We start from the raw sequence: 14,624 nt of genomic DNA, 5'->3' as shown, positions 1-14,624 counted from the left end.
GCGCCCGGCGGGTGGGACGGGGCTGCGCGGGCCCACTATCCCGGCTCCGCAGGCGCCTCCGCCAGCACTTCGCCCCGCGTCGCCGCACCAATATTGGTCTCGGCCACTGGCGGCGGTACCTCCCTGACCTGCGAGGGTCCACCGCTCCCCTACCCTGGGGCCATGAACGACCTCGACCGCGCGGCGCACGCGCTGCTCCGTCCGGCGCCCTCCTGCGGACCGGTGCGGCTGGTCGCGGTCGACGGCCACGCGGGCTCCGGCAAGTCCACCCTCGCGGCCCGCATCTCCGCCGCCCTCGGCGACGCGCCCGTCCTCCACCTCGACGACCTCGCCACGCACGAGGAGCTCTTCGCGTGGACGGACCGGCTGCGGGAGCAGGTCCTGGAGCCGCTCTCCCGGGGCGAGAGCGCCTCCTACCGTCCGTACGACTGGCGGCTGCGGCGCTTCGGGGAGCCTCGGGCGCTGGACCCGGCCCCGGTGGTCCTCGTCGAGGGCGTCGGCGCGGGGCGGAAGGCGGTGCGGCCGTTCCTGGCACGGCTGCTGTGGATGGAGCGCGGCGCCGAGGACTCCTGGGCGCGCGGGCGCCGTCGGGACGGACCCGAGCAGGACTCCTTCTGGGACGGGTGGACCGTGGCGGAGACTCGCCACTTCGCCGAGGACCCCTCCCGGGCCTTCGCCGACACCCTGGTGCGGGAGTGTCCGGAGGGCTACGACTGGCTTCCCGGGCCGGCCGTGACAGCGGGCGCGCACCAGATCATCACGGACCGTGACGGCATCTCCTCCGGGAACTGAGGGCGCGGAAGTCCGCTTCCGCAAGTGCCTCAACTTCGCTTGACCCAGGGGGCGTACAGGTCTTACGTTCTGAATGTGCGGCTTTTCGGAGCCGCCGCGGACGCGAAGCCCCCGGTTGTTCCCCCGTGATCGGGGGCTTCGTTCTGCCCCCACGGCCCCCTCAGGGGCCCACTTCCGCCCCCTCCGGGCCCCCTGAAGCTCACCCAGGGTCACCGGTTGCGGATCATGCGCTTCTCCTTAAGCAGGCACCCCCTGCGCAGGTACGATGCCCCCAGGTGCGGTCAAATCCCGTCCATGCGATGACGGTTGTGGGGGACCCGATGGACATCGGCACGCAGGGCTCGCAGGCCCCGGCCGAGCTCGCCTGGCTGCGCGGAGTGGACGCCTACACGATGGGCGCGTATCCGCAGGCGGAGGACGAGTTCCGGACGGCGGTACGGATCGATCCGGGGATGGCGGACGCCTGGCTCGGGCTGCACGCGCTCCGGGTCGACACCACGACCGCGCTGCTGCGCATGTACCGCAACCGCGAACGCTTCGGCGAGCAGCGGACCCGGTACCGGCGCACCCTGAACTCCTGGTACTGGCTGGGCTGGTGGGTGCAGCCGGTCCTGGAGAGCCCGCGCGACCTGCTGCTCGCGCACGCCTCCCACTGGCTCGACGGCCGCCACGTGCCGGAGCTCGACCGTGCCCTCGCGGGCCTCCCGCCGGTCGACACGGACCCTCAGGTCCGCTTCCTGCACGCCTGCCGCGCCTACCTGGTGAAGGACTGGGACCAGCTGGTCCGGCACACCGAGAGCCTCGTCGACGACCCGCTGCTCGGCATCGAGGCCGGGCTCTTCGGCGGCATGGCCCGGGTCCGCCTGGAGATGTACAGCCAGGCGGAGCCGCTCCTCTCGGCCTCGCTGATGCGCTGCCGCAGCGAGCAGCCGCAGCGCAAGGAGCTGCGCTACTGGCTGGCCCGCGCCCACGAGGGGACCGGGCGCAGCGCCGCCGCCCTGCCCCTCTACCGGGCGGTGCACCGGATCGATCCGGCGTTCATGGACACGGCCGCGCGGCTCGCGGCGATCGCCGAGTACGACGGCTTCGAGGGTTACGACGGGGTGGACGACCCGGCCGGGCTGGCGACGGTCGCGAGGGGCACCATCGGCGGGGGGCTGGGCCAGGACGCGGTGGACACCGTGCCGGGCGCGGAGTGCGACCCGGGCGGGCTCGGCGACGGGCTGCGGCTCGCGCCCGAGCCGGTGCCGCCGGCCGCCGTGACCCCGCCGGAGACCGTACGGCAGAAGGCTCCGCTGCCCGGCCAGCCGGCGCCGCCGCGCTTCCCCGCGGGCCCCACCGATCCGGCGCTCCTCGCCGAAGCGCTCGCGGAGCTGGAGGGCATGGTCGGGCTCGATCCGGTGAAGCGCCAGGTGAAGGCGCTCTCCGCGCAGCTGGAGATGGCGCGCCTCCGGGCCGGTCAGGGGCTCCCCGTCCAGCCGCCGAAGCGGCACTTCGTCTTCTCCGGCCCCTCGGGCACCGGGAAGACCACGGTCGCCCGGATCCTGGGGCGCGTCTTCTACGCGCTCGGGCTGCTGGGCGGCGACCATCTGGTGGAGGCCCAACGGGCGGACCTGGTGGGCGAGTTCCTGGGGCAGACGGCGGTCAAGGCCAATGAGCTGATCGACTCGGCGGTCGGCGGCGTGCTGTTCGTGGACGAGGCGTACGCGCTCTCCAACACCGGCTACAGCAAGGGCGACGCCTACGGCGACGAGGCCCTCCAGGTGCTCCTGAAACGGGCCGAGGACAACCGGGACCACCTCGTGGTCATCCTGGCCGGCTATCCCGAGGGCATGGACCGGCTGCTCAGCACCAATCCCGGTCTGTCCTCCCGCTTCACCACCCGGGTGGACTTCCCCTCGTACCGGCCCCTGGAGCTGACCGCCATCGGCGAGGTCCTCGCGGCGGCCAACGGGGACGGCTGGGACGACGAGGCCAGGGACGAGCTCCGCTCGATCAGCGGGCACGTCGTGGAGCAGGGCTGGATCGACGAGCTCGGCAACGGACGCTTCCTGCGCACCCTGTACGAGAAGTCCTGCGCCTACCGCGATCTGCGGCTCTCCGGCTGTCCGGGCACGCTGAGCCGCGAGGACCTCGCCACCCTCCGGCTCGCCGACCTCATGCAGGCGTACGGCGAGGTGCTGTCGGGCCGCGGTCCGGTGGACCGCGGCCCCCAGCAGGAACCCCCGGGGTACTAGCTACCAGGGACCGGTCAGGCCCGGACCGGCTGCACGCGGTGGGCGGGGTCGCGGACCTCGCCCACCAGCATCTCCAGGACGTCCTCCAGGGCGACCAGGCCGAGGACCCGGCCGGAGCCGTCCGCGACCTGCGCCAGATGCGTCGCGGCGCGGCGCATCACGGTGAGGGCGTCGTCGAGCGGCAGCTCCGAGCGGACCGTGGCCATCGGGCGCCACAGCCGCTGCGGCACGGCCCGCTCCCGCTCCTCCAGGTCCAGGACGTCCTTCACGTGCACGAAGCCCATGAAGGTCGCCCGGCCCTCGGCGCGGACCGGGAAGCGGGAGTACCCGGTCCGCACGGTCAGTTCCTCGATCTCGCGCGGGGTGACCGACGGCGGGACCGTGACGAGCGAGGCCGAGGCGATGAGCACGTCCGTCACCGGGCGGCTGCCCAGTTCGAGAGCGTCCTCCAGGCGCTCCTGCTCGGCCGGGTCGAGCAGTCCGGCCTGGCCCGCGTCCTCCACGAGCCGGCCGAGCTGGGTGCTGGTGAAGACCGCCTCCACCTCGTCCTTGGGCTCGACCTTGAACGCCCGCAGGACCAGCCGGGCGCAGGCGCCGAGCGCGGCCGTGACGGGGCGGCAGAGCCGGGCGAAGCCGACGAGACCGGGGGCCAGCCAGAGGGCGGTGCGCTCGGGCGCGGCCATCGCCAGGTTCTTCGGGACCATCTCGCCGATGACGAGGTGGAGGAAGACGACCGCGGCGAGCGCGATGACGTACCCGAGCGGGTGGATCAGCGTCTCCGGAATCCCGATCGCGTGGAAGACCGGTTCGAGGAGCTCGGCGACGGTCGGCTCGGCGACGGCGCCGAGGGTCAGGGAGCAGACGGTGATGCCGAACTGGGCGGCGGCCATCATCTGCGGCAGGTTCTCCAGACCGTGCAGGACCTGCTTGGCCCGGGCGCCGCCGAGCGGCTCGATCTGGCTGCGCCGGACGGAGACGAGCGCGAACTCGGCACCGACGAAGAAGCCGTTCGCGAGGACCAGCAGCACGGCGAAGAGGAGTTGCAGGGTGCTCATCGGACGGCCTCCGCCGGGACGGGCGCCGGTGCGGGCGCCGGTGCGGCGGGCACCGCCACCGGGTCGGGTTCCGGGGACGCCGTGGGAGCGTCCGACTCGGGGTCCTGGGCCGCCGGGAAGGCGTCCGGATCGGGGGCCGTCCGGACGATGCGGACCCGCTCGGCGCGGTAGCGGTCGACCTGGCGCACCGAGAGCCGCCAGCCGGGGAGCTCGGCGCGGTCCCCGGCGGCCGGGATGCGGCCGAGCAGGTCGGCGACGAGGCCGGCGACGGTCTCGTACGGCCCGTCGGGCACGTCGAGGCCTATCCGGCGCAGGGTGTGGACCCGGCAGGAGCCGTCGGCCTCCCAGGCGGGCCGGCCGTCCTCGGCGGGCGCGGCGGCCAGCTCGGGACGTCCGTCGGCCGCGGTGTCGTGCTCGTCGCGGACCTCGCCGACGAGCTCCTCGACGATGTCCTCCAGGGTGACGACGCCGGCGGTGCCGCCGTACTCGTCGACGACCACCGCGATCGGCTGCTCGCGGCGCAGCCGCTCCAGGAGCGTCTGTGCGGGCAGCGTCTCGGGGACGAGGAGCGGCGGGACCGCGATCCGTCCCACGGGGGTGCGCAGGCGGGCGTGCGGGGCGACGGCGAGCGCGTCCTTGAGGTGGACCATGCCGACGATCTCGTCGATCCGGTCGCGGTAGACCGGGAAGCGCGAGAGGCCGGTGGCCCGGGTGAGGTTGAGGACGTCGGCCGCGGTGGCGTCCCACTGGAGGGCGCTGACCTTCACGCGCGGGGTCATGACCTGCTCGGCGGTGAGGCCGCCGAGGCTCAGGGTCCGTACGAAGAGGTCGGCGGTGTCCTGTTCGAGGGCGCCGGCCTGGGCCGAGTGCCGGGCCAGCGAGACGAGCTCGCCGGGGGTGCGCACCGAGTCCAGCTCGTCGGTGGGCTCGACGCCCAGGAGCCGTACCAGCCGGTTGGCGACCCGGTTGAGCAGGGAGATCACCGGCCGGAACAGCGCGGAGAAGCGGCGCTGCGGGGTGGCGACGAAGCGGGCGACCTGGAGCGGCCGGGAGACCGCCCAGTTCTTCGGGACGAGCTCGCCGACCACCATCTGGACGGCGGAGGCGAGCAGCATGCCGACCACCACCGACACACCGGAGACGGCCCCTTCGGGCAGTCCGGTCGCGGTGAGCGGCGCGTGCAGGAGCCCGGCGAGCGCGGGCTCGGCGAGCATGCCGACGACCAGCGAGGTGATGGTGATGCCGAGCTGGGTGCCGGAGAGCTGGAAGGAGAGCTCGCGCAGCGCGGTGACGACGGTGCGGGCGCGCCGGTCGCCGGCGGCCGCGGCACGCTCGGCCTCGGCGCGCTCGACCGTCACGAGGCCGAACTCGGCGGCCACGAAGAAGCCGTTGGCGAGGATCAGGAGGAAGGCCGCGATGAGCAGCAGAAGGGAGACGATCATGCCGCCGCCTCCGGGGAGGGGGCGGCGCAGGTACTACCGGACGATCCGTCCATTGCTGGAGGGAGTCACTCCTCGGGTCGAAGGGTGGTCTCGCGGGCCGCAGCTGCGGCCCTGCACATGCGAGACGGTGGTGCCGCTCGGCACCACCGTCTCCAGAGTAGTCACGTGAACGCCCCGAAGGGCAGGGGGTCGGCCCCGGATGGGGGACGGACCGGGGTTTCCCCCAGTCCGGCCCCGGCGCCGATCGGGTGTTCCGCCAAAGACCGGTCGGGGTCTCAGCGGGTCTCCGCGCTCGTTCCGTGGCTCTCCGCGAGGGCCCGCAGGGCGCGGGCGTCGCGGATGGCCGATTCCTTGGCGATGCCGGGCTGGATGCCGAGCGCCGGCATGCTGGTGCCGTCGCTCAGGTCGAGGAAGACCCAGGGGTCGCCGGGGCGGAGGTTGACCTTGAGGATCTCCGCCCAGGCGAGGCGCCGGCTCCGGGTGATGTTCACCACGGTGACGCCCTCCTCGTCGGCGACGACCTTGGGCCGGCTCAGCAGGACCAGGACGCCGGAGAGCAGCGCGGCGGTGAGGACGAAGCTGGCCCGCTCCCCCGGCCCGAGCCGCTCCAGCATCAGCGCCACGGCCGTGACGACGACGAACATCGTGACGCCCAGGGTCAGCATGATCGCCCGGGTGCGGCCGGGGCGGAAGGTGACCGGGAGGGCGGGCGTCGTGGACTGCGACATCGGGGGTTCCTCAGTGCCTGGTGGGACGTGCGGGCCGGCGGCCGTCAGAGGCGGCAGGCGTGGATGGCGGTGGTGAGGATGGCGCGGGCGCCGATCTCGTACAGGTCGTCCATGATCCGCTGCGCCTCCTTGGCGGGGACCATCGCGCGGACGGCGACCCAGCCCTCGTTGTGCAGCGGGGAGACGGTCGGCGACTCCAGGCCCGGGGTGAGGGCGACGGCCTGCTCCAGGTGCTCGGCCCGGCAGTCGTAGTCCATCATCACGTAGCTGCGGGCGACGAGGACGCCCTGGAGGCGGCGCATGAACTGCTGCACCTGCGGGTGGTCGTCGGAGGCGCCGTCGCGGCGGATGACGACGGCCTCGGAGGTGAGGATCGGCTCGCCGATGACCTCCAGGCCGGCGTTGCGCAGGCTGGTGCCGGTCTCCACGACGTCCGCGATGACCTGGGCGACGCCCAGCTGGATCGCGGTCTCGACCGCGCCGTCGAGGTGGACGACGGAGGCGTCGATGCCCTGGTCGGCGAGGTGCTTGGCGACGATGCCCTCGTAGGAGGTGGCGATCGTCATGCCGCCGAAGTCCTCGGGACCGCCGGCGGTGCCCGGGCGGGTGGCGTAGCGGAACGTCGAGCGGCCGAAGTTCAGCGCGAGGATCTCCTCGGCGCTGGCGCCGGAGTCCAGGAGCAGGTCGCGGCCGGTGATGCCGATGTCCAGCTTCCCGGAGGCGACGTAGATCGCGATGTCCTTCGGCCGCAGGTAGAAGAACTCGACCTCGTTGTCGGGGTCGATGACCACGAGCTCCTTGGACTCCTTGCGCTGGCGGTAGCCGGCCTCATGGAGCATTGCCGACGCAGGTCCGGAGAGGGAACCCTTGTTGGGGACGGCGATGCGCAGCATGGGGTGAGCTTCCTTTGCGTGGGAGTGTGGGGGAGGGAGTGACGCGTCTGCTCAGAGGTGGGCGTAGACGTCGTCGAGCGAGATCCCGCGGGCGACCATCATCACCTGGACGTGGTACAGCAGCTGCGAGATCTCCTCGGCGGCCGCTTCCTTGCCCTCGTACTCGGCGGCCATCCAGACCTCGGCGGCCTCCTCGACGACCTTCTTGCCGATGGCATGGACGCCCTTGTCCACCAGCTCCGCGGTGCGGGAGGTGGCCGGGTCGCCGGTCTCTGCCTTGAGCTTGAGCTCCGCGAAGAGCTCTTCGAAGGTTTTGTTCGCCATGATGGTCCTAAGAGTACGGGGTTAGGGGCGCGCACCTAGCGCCAGGGCTCGCTGACCGTGCGCAGCGTGGTGGCGGTGGCGACGGCGGCGGTGACCGCTTCGTGGCCCTTGTCCTCGGAGGAGCCCTCGAGGCCGGCGCGGTCCAGCGCCTGCTCCTCGTTGTCGACGGTGAGGACACCGAATCCGACGGGTACGCCGGTGTCGATCGAGACCTGGGTGAGGCCGTGGGTGACGCCCTGGCACACGTACTCGAAGTGCGGCGTTCCGCCGCGGATGACGACGCCGAGCGCCACGATGGCATCGTAGCCGCGTCCGGCGAGGACCTTCGCCACGACCGGGAGCTCGAAGCTGCCGGGGACGCGCAGCAGCGTCGGCTCGTCGATGCCGAGCTCGGCGAGGGCGCGCAGGGCGCCGTCGACGAGACCGTCCATGATCTTCTCGTGCCACTGCGCCGCGATGACCGCGACCCGGAGGTCGCCGCAGTTCTTCACGCTGAGGACGGGTGCGCCCTTGCCGCTCATGTCTCTCCTAGCCGATTTCGTACGTACGTGGTTACTGGTTGCCGCAGGTGGAGGCCGGGGAGCCGTCCAGCCAGGGCAGGTCGTGCCCCATCCGGTCCCGCTTGGTGCGCAGGTAGCGGAGGTTGTGCTCGCCGGCCTGGACCGGCATGGGCTCCCGGCCCTCGACCCTCAGGCCGTGGCGGCCGAGGGCTTCGATCTTGTCGGGGTTGTTGGTCATCAGGCGCAGGCTGCGGACTCCGAGGTCGCCGAGGATCTGCGCGCCGGCCGCGTAGTCGCGGGCGTCGGCGGGCAGCCCGAGCTCCAGGTTGGCGTCGAGGGTGTCGCGGCCGCGCTCCTGGAGCTCGTACGCGCGCAGCTTGGACAGCAGGCCGATGCCCCGGCCCTCGTGGCCCCGCAGGTAGACGACGACACCGCGGCCGGCCTCGGTGATCCGGTCCATGGAGGCCTGGAGCTGGGGGCCGCAGTCGCAGCGCAGGGAGTGGAAGATGTCGCCGGTCAGGCACTCGGAGTGGACCCGGACGAGGACGTCCTCGCCGTCGCCGATCTCGCCGTGCACGAGGGCGACGTGCTCGACGCCGTCGACGGTGGAGCGGTAGCCGTACGCGGTGAACTCGCCGTGCGCGGTGGGCAGGTGGACCTCGGCCTCGCGGTGGACGGTCGGTTCGGCGGAGCGCCGGTAGGCGATCAGGTCCTCGATGGAGATGATCGTCAGACCGTGCTTGCGGGCGAAGGGGACCAGCTCGGGCAGGCGCAGCATCACGCCGTCCTCCCCGGCGATCTCGACGATCGCGCCGGCCGGGCGCAGGCCGGCGAGGCGGGCCAGGTCGACGGCGGCCTCGGTGTGTCCGTTGCGGACGAGGACGCCGCCGGGCTTGGCGCGCAGCGGGAAGACGTGGCCGGGGCGCACGAAGTCGGAGGGTTCGTGGCGGCCGGAGGCGAGCATCCGCAGGGTGGTGGCGCGGTCGGCGGCGGAGATGCCGGTGGTGACGCCGTGGGCGGACGAGGCGTCGACGGAGACGGTGAAGGCGGTGCGCATCGACTCGGTGTTGTGCGCGACCATCTGCGGGAGTTCGAGGCGCTCCAGCTCCTCGTCCTCCATGGGCGCGCAGATGAGGCCACGGCACTCGCTCATCATGAAGGCGATGATCTCGGGGGTGGCCTTCTCGGCGGCGATGACGAGGTCGCCCTCGTTCTCGCGGTCCTCGTCGTCGACGACGACGACGGGACGGCCGGCGGCGATGTCGCGGATGGCCTGCTCGACGGGGTCGAGGGCGAGGTCGGTGGCGTCCCAGAGGGGATGGGCGCTCATGCGTGGGCTCCTTCCAGGACGGTGGTGGTGCGGGAGCGCAGCCACCAGTCGCGCATGCCCCACAGGACGAGCGCGCCGTAGATGACGTAGACGAAGCCGGAGAAGGCGTAGCCGTTGGCGAAGTTCAGCGGGACGCCGACCAGGTCGACGAGCAGCCAGGCGAACCAGAACTCGACCATGCCCCGGGCCTGGGCGTACATGGCGACGACGGTGCCCACGAAGATGTAGGCGTCGGGCCAGGGGTCCCAGGAGAGGGTGGGGAAGGCCTGGAAGAGCAGGGCGACGGCGACGGTGCCGACGGCGGCGGCCGCGATCATGGCGGCGCGCTCGGGCCAGGAGGCGAAGCGCACGGCGAGCTGGCCGTCCGCGCCCTCTCCCTTGCGGCGCTGCCACTGCCACCAGCCGTAGAGCGCCACGAGCATGACGACGACCTGCTTGCCGGCGCTGCCGGCGAGGTGGCCGTAGAAGGCGCCGAAGAGGATGAGGCCGGCGAGGAACTGCACGGGCCAGGTCCAGACGGAGCGGCGCCAGCCGAGGGTGAGCGCGGCGAGGCCGAAGATGTTGCCGATCATGTCGGACCAGATGATCTTCTGGTCGAGGACGGTGAACGCCTCGGAGTTGAGCCAGTTCACTTCTCGTTCTCCTTGGCGTCGGCGCCGAGCAGCCGCTCGACGTACTTGGCGATGACGTCCACTTCGAGGTTGACCGGGGCGCCGGGCTGCTTGATGCCGAGCGTGGTCAGGTCGAGGGTGGTCGGGATGAGGCTGATGGTGAACCAGTCGTCGGCGACCTCGACGACGGTGAGGCTGACGCCGTCGACCGTGATCGAGCCCTTCTCGACGACGTAGCGGGAGAGGTGGGCGGGCAGGCCGACCTTGACCAGCTCCCAGTGCTCGGAGGGGGTCCGCTCCAGGATCGTGCCGGTGCCGTCGACGTGGCCCTGCACGATGTGGCCGCCGAGGCGGCCGCCGACGGCCATGGGCCGCTCCAGGTTGACCCGGGAGCCGGTCTCCAGGGCGCCGAGGCTGGACCGCTTGAGGGTCTCGGCCATGACGTCGGCGGTGAACTCGCCGTCGCCGAACTCGACGACCGTGAGACAGACACCGTTGACGGCGATGGAGTCGCCGTGCTGGGCGCCTTCCGTGACCAGGGGGCCGCGCAGTCGGAAGCGGGAGGCGTCCTCCAGCTGCTCGACGGCGACGACCTCGCCCAGTTCTTCGACGATTCCGGTGAACACGGTCAGGCTCCCTTGAGGGTGGCGGTGATGCGGAGGTCGGTTCCGATCCGCGCGGTCTCGGTGATGTCGAGCCGCAACGCTTCGGTGAGGGTGGTGATTCCGGCGTCGGCGAGGGCGGTGGGCCCGGCGCCGAGGAGGACCGGGGCGAGGTAGCCGACGACCTGGTCGACGGCGCCCGCGGCGAGGAAGGCGCCCGCGAGGGTGGGGCCGCCTTCGAGGAGGACCGAGCGGACGCCGCGCGCGTGCAGGGCGTCCAGGAGGGCGGGGACGGCGAGGCCGCGCTCGGCCCTGGGGAGGCGTACGACGTCCGTGAGCGTGGTCTCGGCGTCCTCGGCGATCGCGATCAGGGTGGGGGCCGCGTCGTCGAGGACCCGGGCGCCGGGCTTGACGGCGGTCGCCTCGGTGTCGACGACGACCCGGAGCGGCTGGACGGCGCCGTCGACGCCGCGTACGGCCAGGTGGGGGTCGTCGGTGCGGGCGGTGCCGGAGCCGACGACGACGGCGTCGGACTCAGCGCGCAGCCGGTGGACGTCGGCGCGGGACGCGGCGGAGCTGATCCAGCGGGAGGTGCCGTCGGCGGCGGCGGTGCGGCCGTCGAGGGTGGCGGCGTACTTCCAGCGGACGAAGGGGCGGCCCCGGCGCACGGAGGTCAGCCAGGCGATGTTGCCGGCCTCGGCCTCGTCGGCGAGGAGGCCCTGGGAGACCTCGACCCCGGCGGCGCGGAGGGTGTCGGCACCGCCCGTGGCCTGCGGGTTCGGGTCGCCGACCGCGTAGACGACCCGGCTGATCCCGGCCTCGATCAGGGCCTGCGCGCAGGGGCCGGTGCGGCCGGTGTGGTTGCAGGGTTCGAGGGTGACGTAGGCCGTGCCGCCGCGGGCCAGGGCGCCGGCCGCGCGCAGGGCGTGGACCTCGGCGTGGGGGCCGCCGGCGCGCTGGTGGAAGCCTTCGCCGACCTGGCGGCCGGAGGCGTCGGTGATGACGCACCCGACGACGGGGTTGGGGCTGGTGGCGCCGAGTCCGCGCGCGGCGAGCGCGACGGCGCGTCGCATGGCGGTGGTGTCGGCCTGCTGGGCCACCGGGTCCTCCTGCCTCTTCGGGCACGGACTCCGGGGCCTGTCGATGACGACAGAGAGCGGGTACGACGCTGCGCACGGGTGTGCCGGAACGGCCGGAGGTCCACGGGTGCGCCGACGAAGAGCGGCCACCAGCGGACGTACGGCCGGCACACCCCTGGTAGGGGTCGCCCGCCGCGCACTGCCTCCCATCCGGACTTTCACCGTCGGTCCAGGAATTTCACCTGGTCAACCGGCCGCTGGCTTGCGGACGGGTCGCGGACTATACCGCCGGTTCGGAATTACACCGACCCCGGAGTGCGCTGCTGCTGATACAGGGCCAGTGTGCCACGACCCGCGTGGGGCGATAGTCCCGGACCCTGTGGGCTGGCTCACAGAGTCCCACAGGAACCCTCTTTGGTCCAGACCTATTGACGCACTGGTCTAGTCCTCTTAATCTCCGAGTCACCTCCGAGGTAACGGCCCGTCGGGGTGCGCACTCCTCGGGCCCAACACGTACCACCCCCTTGTTCGTTGCGTGTTTCTTCCCCTCCCCGAGGAGGACCCGATCGTGCTGTCCCCCACGACCAAGAGAGCCTCAGTGCTCGCGTCCGGCGCGGCCGTCGCCGGGCTGCTGCTCAGCTCGCTCTCCGGCGGCGTCTCGTACGCGGCCGACAACGAGTCCTGTCGCCCCGACGGGCTCTACAAGACCCCGGGCGTCGACGTCCCCTACTGCTCGGTCTACGACACCGAGGGCCGCGAGAAGATGGGCGCGGACCACCAGCGCCGGGTCATCGGCTACTTCACCGGCTGGCGCACCGGCAAGAACGGCCAGCCCGCGTACCTGGCCAAGGACATCCCGTGGGACAAGATCACCCACATCAACTACGCCTTCGGCCACGTCGGCAGCGACAACAAGCTCTCCGTGGGCACGGACGGTCCGGACAACGCGGCCACCGGGATGACCTGGCCCGGTGTCGCCGGTGCCGAGATGGACCCCGCGTACTCCTACAAGGGCCACTTCAACCTGCTCAACAAGTTCAAGAAGCAGCACCCGAACGTCAAGACGCTGATCTCGGTCGGCGGCTGGGCGGAGACCGGCGGCTACTTCGCGGACAACGGCGACCGGGTCGCGTCCGGCGGCTTCTACTCGATGGCCACCAACGCCGACGGTTCGGTCAACCAGGCCGGGATCGACACCTTCGCGAACTCGTCCGTCGACTTCATCCGCAAGTACGGGTTCAACGGCGTCGACATCGACTACGAGTACCCGACCACGATGAAGGACGCGGGCAACCCGCTCGACTGGCAGCTCGCCAACGCGCGCCGCGCCGGACTCGTCCAGGGCTACGCGGCCCTCATGAAGTCCCTGCGCGAGAAGCTGGACCGGGCCGGCGCCGCCGACGGCAAGCACTACCTGCTGACCGTCGCCGCCCCCTCCTCCGGCTACCTGCTGCGCGGCATGGAGACCTTCCAGATGCAGAAGTATCTGGACTACGTCAACATCATGTCCTACGACCTGCACGGCGCCTGGAACGAGTACGTCGGTCCCAACGCCTCGCTCTTCGACGACGGCAAGGACGGCGAGCTCGCCGCGGCCAACGTCTACGGCTCCTCGCAGTACGGCAACATCGGTTACCTCAACACCGACTGGGCCTACCACTACTTCCGCGGCTCCATGCCGGCCGGCCGGATCAACATCGGCCTGCCCTACTACACCCGCGGCCACAAGAACGTGCAGGGCGGCACCGACGGCCTGTGGGGCAAGGCCACCGCGACCACCTGCCCGGCCGGCGCCGGTCTGACGAAGTGCGGCGACGGCGCGACCGGCATCGACAACCTCTGGCACGACAAGGACACCAACGGTGTCGAGTCGCCCGCCGGCTCCAACCCGATGTGGCACGCCAAGAACCTGGAGAAGGGGATCGTCGGCGACTACGTCACCCAGTACGGCTTCCCGGCGAACACCACGCTGACCGGCACCTACGCCCGCAAGTACGACTCGACCCTGGTCGCGCCGTGGCTGTGGAACGCGCAGAAGAAGGTCTTCCTCTCCACCGAGGACGAGCAGTCCGTGGCCGCCAAGGCCGACTACGTGGTGAACCGCGGCATCGGCGGCACCATGGTCTGGGAGATGGCCGGCGACTACGGCTGGAACGCCACCAAGGGCCAGTACGAGATGGGCTCGACGCTCACCTCGCTGATGTACGACAAGTTCAAGGCGGCCACCCCGTACGGCGCGAAGAAGTCCAACAAGGCGCTGCCGACCCAGGCCGTGAAGATCGACACCCAGTTCACCGAGTTCAAGCTGGGCGACTCGAACTACCCGATCACGCCGAAGATCAAGATCACCAACAACACGGCGTCGACGCTTCCCGGCGGCACCGAGTTCCAGTTCGACTACGGCACCTCGGCCCCGGCCAACGCCTCCGACCAGTCCGGTTTCGGCACGAAGGTCATCAGCAGCGACCACACGGGCTCGAACGTGGGCGGCCTGAAGGGCGACTTCCACCGCGTCTCCCTGAAGCTCCCGGCCTGGCAGACGCTGGCCCCGGGCGCCACGATCGATCTGGCCTTCAACTACTACCTGCCGGTGTCCACCCCCTCCAACTGGACGGTGAACATCAACGGCACGACGTACGCCCTCGCCGGTGACCTGGCGCGCGGCACGACGGTCGTGGAGCCGGGCACCACCACCCCGCCCACCACGCCCCCGACCACGCCGCCCACCACCCCGCCGACGACTCCCCCGACCACGCCTCCGACGACCCCGCCGACGACCCCGCCCACGGGCTGCGCCACCCCGGCGTACGTGGCCGGCACGGTCTACAACGCGGGCAACGAGGTCTCCCACAAGGGCAAGAAGTGGAAGGCCCAGTGGTGGACGCAGAACGAGGAGCCGGGCACGACCGGCGACTGGGGCGTCTGGAAGGACCTCGGCGCCTGCTGAGGCACCCCGTCCGCTGACGCACCCCGTCCGCTGAACTCCCGGCGGCGGACGCTCACGGCCCTTGCCCACCGCCGGGCACCCGCG

General features: G+C 71.9%; 13 protein-coding genes and 1 riboswitch. Of the genes, 3 read left to right on the top strand and 10 right to left on the bottom strand.

The genetic code is table 11. The annotated features are described in order from the left end of the window. The first annotated feature begins 162 nt into the window (after positions 1-162). Positions 163-792, top strand: coding sequence for a uridine kinase (locus ACFYXU_RS33545; RefSeq protein WP_376514230.1), 630 nt, complete (start codon positions 163-165; stop codon positions 790-792). 320 nt (positions 793-1,112) lie between these two features. Further along, positions 1,113-3,029, top strand: coding sequence for an AAA family ATPase (locus tag ACFYXU_RS33540; protein WP_389461453.1), 1,917 nt, complete (start codon positions 1,113-1,115; stop codon positions 3,027-3,029). A 14-nt stretch (positions 3,030-3,043) separates the two neighbouring features. Here the strand turns inward: ACFYXU_RS33540 and ACFYXU_RS33535 are convergent, their stop codons facing one another. The 10 genes from ACFYXU_RS33535 to ribD form a co-directional block, all read right to left on the bottom strand. Further along, the gene (locus tag ACFYXU_RS33535; RefSeq protein WP_389461378.1) at positions 3,044-4,084 is read right to left on the bottom strand and encodes a hemolysin family protein; all 1,041 of its coding nucleotides are present in this window, start codon (positions 4,082-4,084) and stop codon (positions 3,044-3,046) included. Continuing rightward, positions 4,081-5,526, bottom strand: coding sequence for a hemolysin family protein (locus ACFYXU_RS33530; protein ID WP_389408716.1), 1,446 nt, complete (start codon positions 5,524-5,526; stop codon positions 4,081-4,083). Before ACFYXU_RS33530 ends, ACFYXU_RS33535 begins: the two co-directional genes overlap by 4 nt. A gap of 275 nt (positions 5,527-5,801) precedes the next feature. Beyond that, positions 5,802-6,254 (bottom strand): PH domain-containing protein, encoded by a 453-nt coding sequence (locus tag ACFYXU_RS33525; RefSeq protein ID WP_329854607.1) that lies wholly within the window; start codon positions 6,252-6,254, stop codon positions 5,802-5,804. Positions 6,255-6,298: 44 nt separating this feature from the next. After that, a complete protein-coding gene (gene hisG, locus ACFYXU_RS33520; protein ID WP_376514236.1) occupies positions 6,299-7,147 on the bottom strand; it encodes an ATP phosphoribosyltransferase in 849 nt (282 codons plus the stop codon). Between the two features lie 51 nt (positions 7,148-7,198). After that, the gene (locus tag ACFYXU_RS33515) at positions 7,199-7,471 is read right to left on the bottom strand and encodes a phosphoribosyl-ATP diphosphatase (RefSeq protein ID WP_030551960.1); all 273 of its coding nucleotides are present in this window, start codon (positions 7,469-7,471) and stop codon (positions 7,199-7,201) included. Between the two features lie 35 nt (positions 7,472-7,506). Next, complete coding sequence (gene ribH / locus ACFYXU_RS33510; protein WP_189512609.1) at positions 7,507-7,992, bottom strand: 6,7-dimethyl-8-ribityllumazine synthase; 486 nt, start codon at positions 7,990-7,992, stop codon at positions 7,507-7,509. A gap of 31 nt (positions 7,993-8,023) precedes the next feature. Further along, on the bottom strand, positions 8,024-9,301 hold the full coding sequence (locus ACFYXU_RS33505; protein WP_389461376.1) for a bifunctional 3,4-dihydroxy-2-butanone-4-phosphate synthase/GTP cyclohydrolase II: 1,278 nt from the start codon (positions 9,299-9,301) through the stop codon (positions 8,024-8,026). Next, positions 9,298-9,933 (bottom strand): nicotinamide mononucleotide transporter family protein, encoded by a 636-nt coding sequence (locus tag ACFYXU_RS33500; RefSeq protein WP_361405217.1) that lies wholly within the window; start codon positions 9,931-9,933, stop codon positions 9,298-9,300. Before ACFYXU_RS33500 ends, ACFYXU_RS33505 begins: the two co-directional genes overlap by 4 nt. Further along, on the bottom strand, positions 9,930-10,538 hold the full coding sequence (locus ACFYXU_RS33495; protein ID WP_189804358.1) for a riboflavin synthase: 609 nt from the start codon (positions 10,536-10,538) through the stop codon (positions 9,930-9,932). Before ACFYXU_RS33495 ends, ACFYXU_RS33500 begins: the two co-directional genes overlap by 4 nt. A 2-nt stretch (positions 10,539-10,540) precedes the next feature. Beyond that, positions 10,541-11,614 (bottom strand): bifunctional diaminohydroxyphosphoribosylaminopyrimidine deaminase/5-amino-6-(5-phosphoribosylamino)uracil reductase RibD, encoded by a 1,074-nt coding sequence (gene ribD, locus ACFYXU_RS33490; RefSeq protein WP_376514241.1) that lies wholly within the window; start codon positions 11,612-11,614, stop codon positions 10,541-10,543. 171 nt (positions 11,615-11,785) lie between these two features. Beyond that, a riboswitch (FMN riboswitch) is annotated at positions 11,786-11,916 on the bottom strand. A gap of 245 nt (positions 11,917-12,161) precedes the next feature. On the opposite strand from ribD, the gene ACFYXU_RS33485 reads away from it, so the two are divergent. Next, complete coding sequence (locus ACFYXU_RS33485) at positions 12,162-14,540, top strand: chitinase C-terminal domain-containing protein (RefSeq protein WP_329854613.1); 2,379 nt, start codon at positions 12,162-12,164, stop codon at positions 14,538-14,540. The last annotated feature ends 84 nt before the right edge of the window (positions 14,541-14,624 follow it).

The organism is Streptomyces sp. NPDC002232, from assembly GCF_042890295.1.
In the GTDB taxonomy this organism is placed as follows: Bacteria; Actinomycetota; Actinomycetes; order Streptomycetales; family Streptomycetaceae; genus Streptomyces.
The sequence above is the reverse complement of the archived record's forward strand: the minus strand, read 5'-3'. Positions and strand labels throughout refer to the sequence as shown.

Excerpts from the sequence above, each read along its gene's own strand:
- ACFYXU_RS33545 (WP_376514230.1), top strand. The coding sequence starts at position 163 with ATGAACGACCTCGACCGCGCGGCGCACGCGCTGCTCCGTCCGGCGCCC.
- ACFYXU_RS33540 (WP_389461453.1), top strand. The coding sequence starts at position 1,113 with ATGGACATCGGCACGCAGGGCTCGCAGGCCCCGGCCGAGCTCGCCTGG.
- ACFYXU_RS33535 (WP_389461378.1), bottom strand. The coding sequence starts at position 4,084 with ATGAGCACCCTGCAACTCCTCTTCGCCGTGCTGCTGGTCCTCGCGAAC.
- ACFYXU_RS33530 (WP_389408716.1), bottom strand. The coding sequence starts at position 5,526 with ATGATCGTCTCCCTTCTGCTGCTCATCGCGGCCTTCCTCCTGATCCTC.
- ACFYXU_RS33525 (WP_329854607.1), bottom strand. The coding sequence starts at position 6,254 with ATGTCGCAGTCCACGACGCCCGCCCTCCCGGTCACCTTCCGCCCCGGC.
- hisG (WP_376514236.1), bottom strand. The coding sequence starts at position 7,147 with ATGCTGCGCATCGCCGTCCCCAACAAGGGTTCCCTCTCCGGACCTGCG.
- ACFYXU_RS33515 (WP_030551960.1), bottom strand. The coding sequence starts at position 7,471 with ATGGCGAACAAAACCTTCGAAGAGCTCTTCGCGGAGCTCAAGCTCAAG.
- ribH (WP_189512609.1), bottom strand. The coding sequence starts at position 7,992 with ATGAGCGGCAAGGGCGCACCCGTCCTCAGCGTGAAGAACTGCGGCGAC.
- ACFYXU_RS33505 (WP_389461376.1), bottom strand. The coding sequence starts at position 9,301 with ATGAGCGCCCATCCCCTCTGGGACGCCACCGACCTCGCCCTCGACCCC.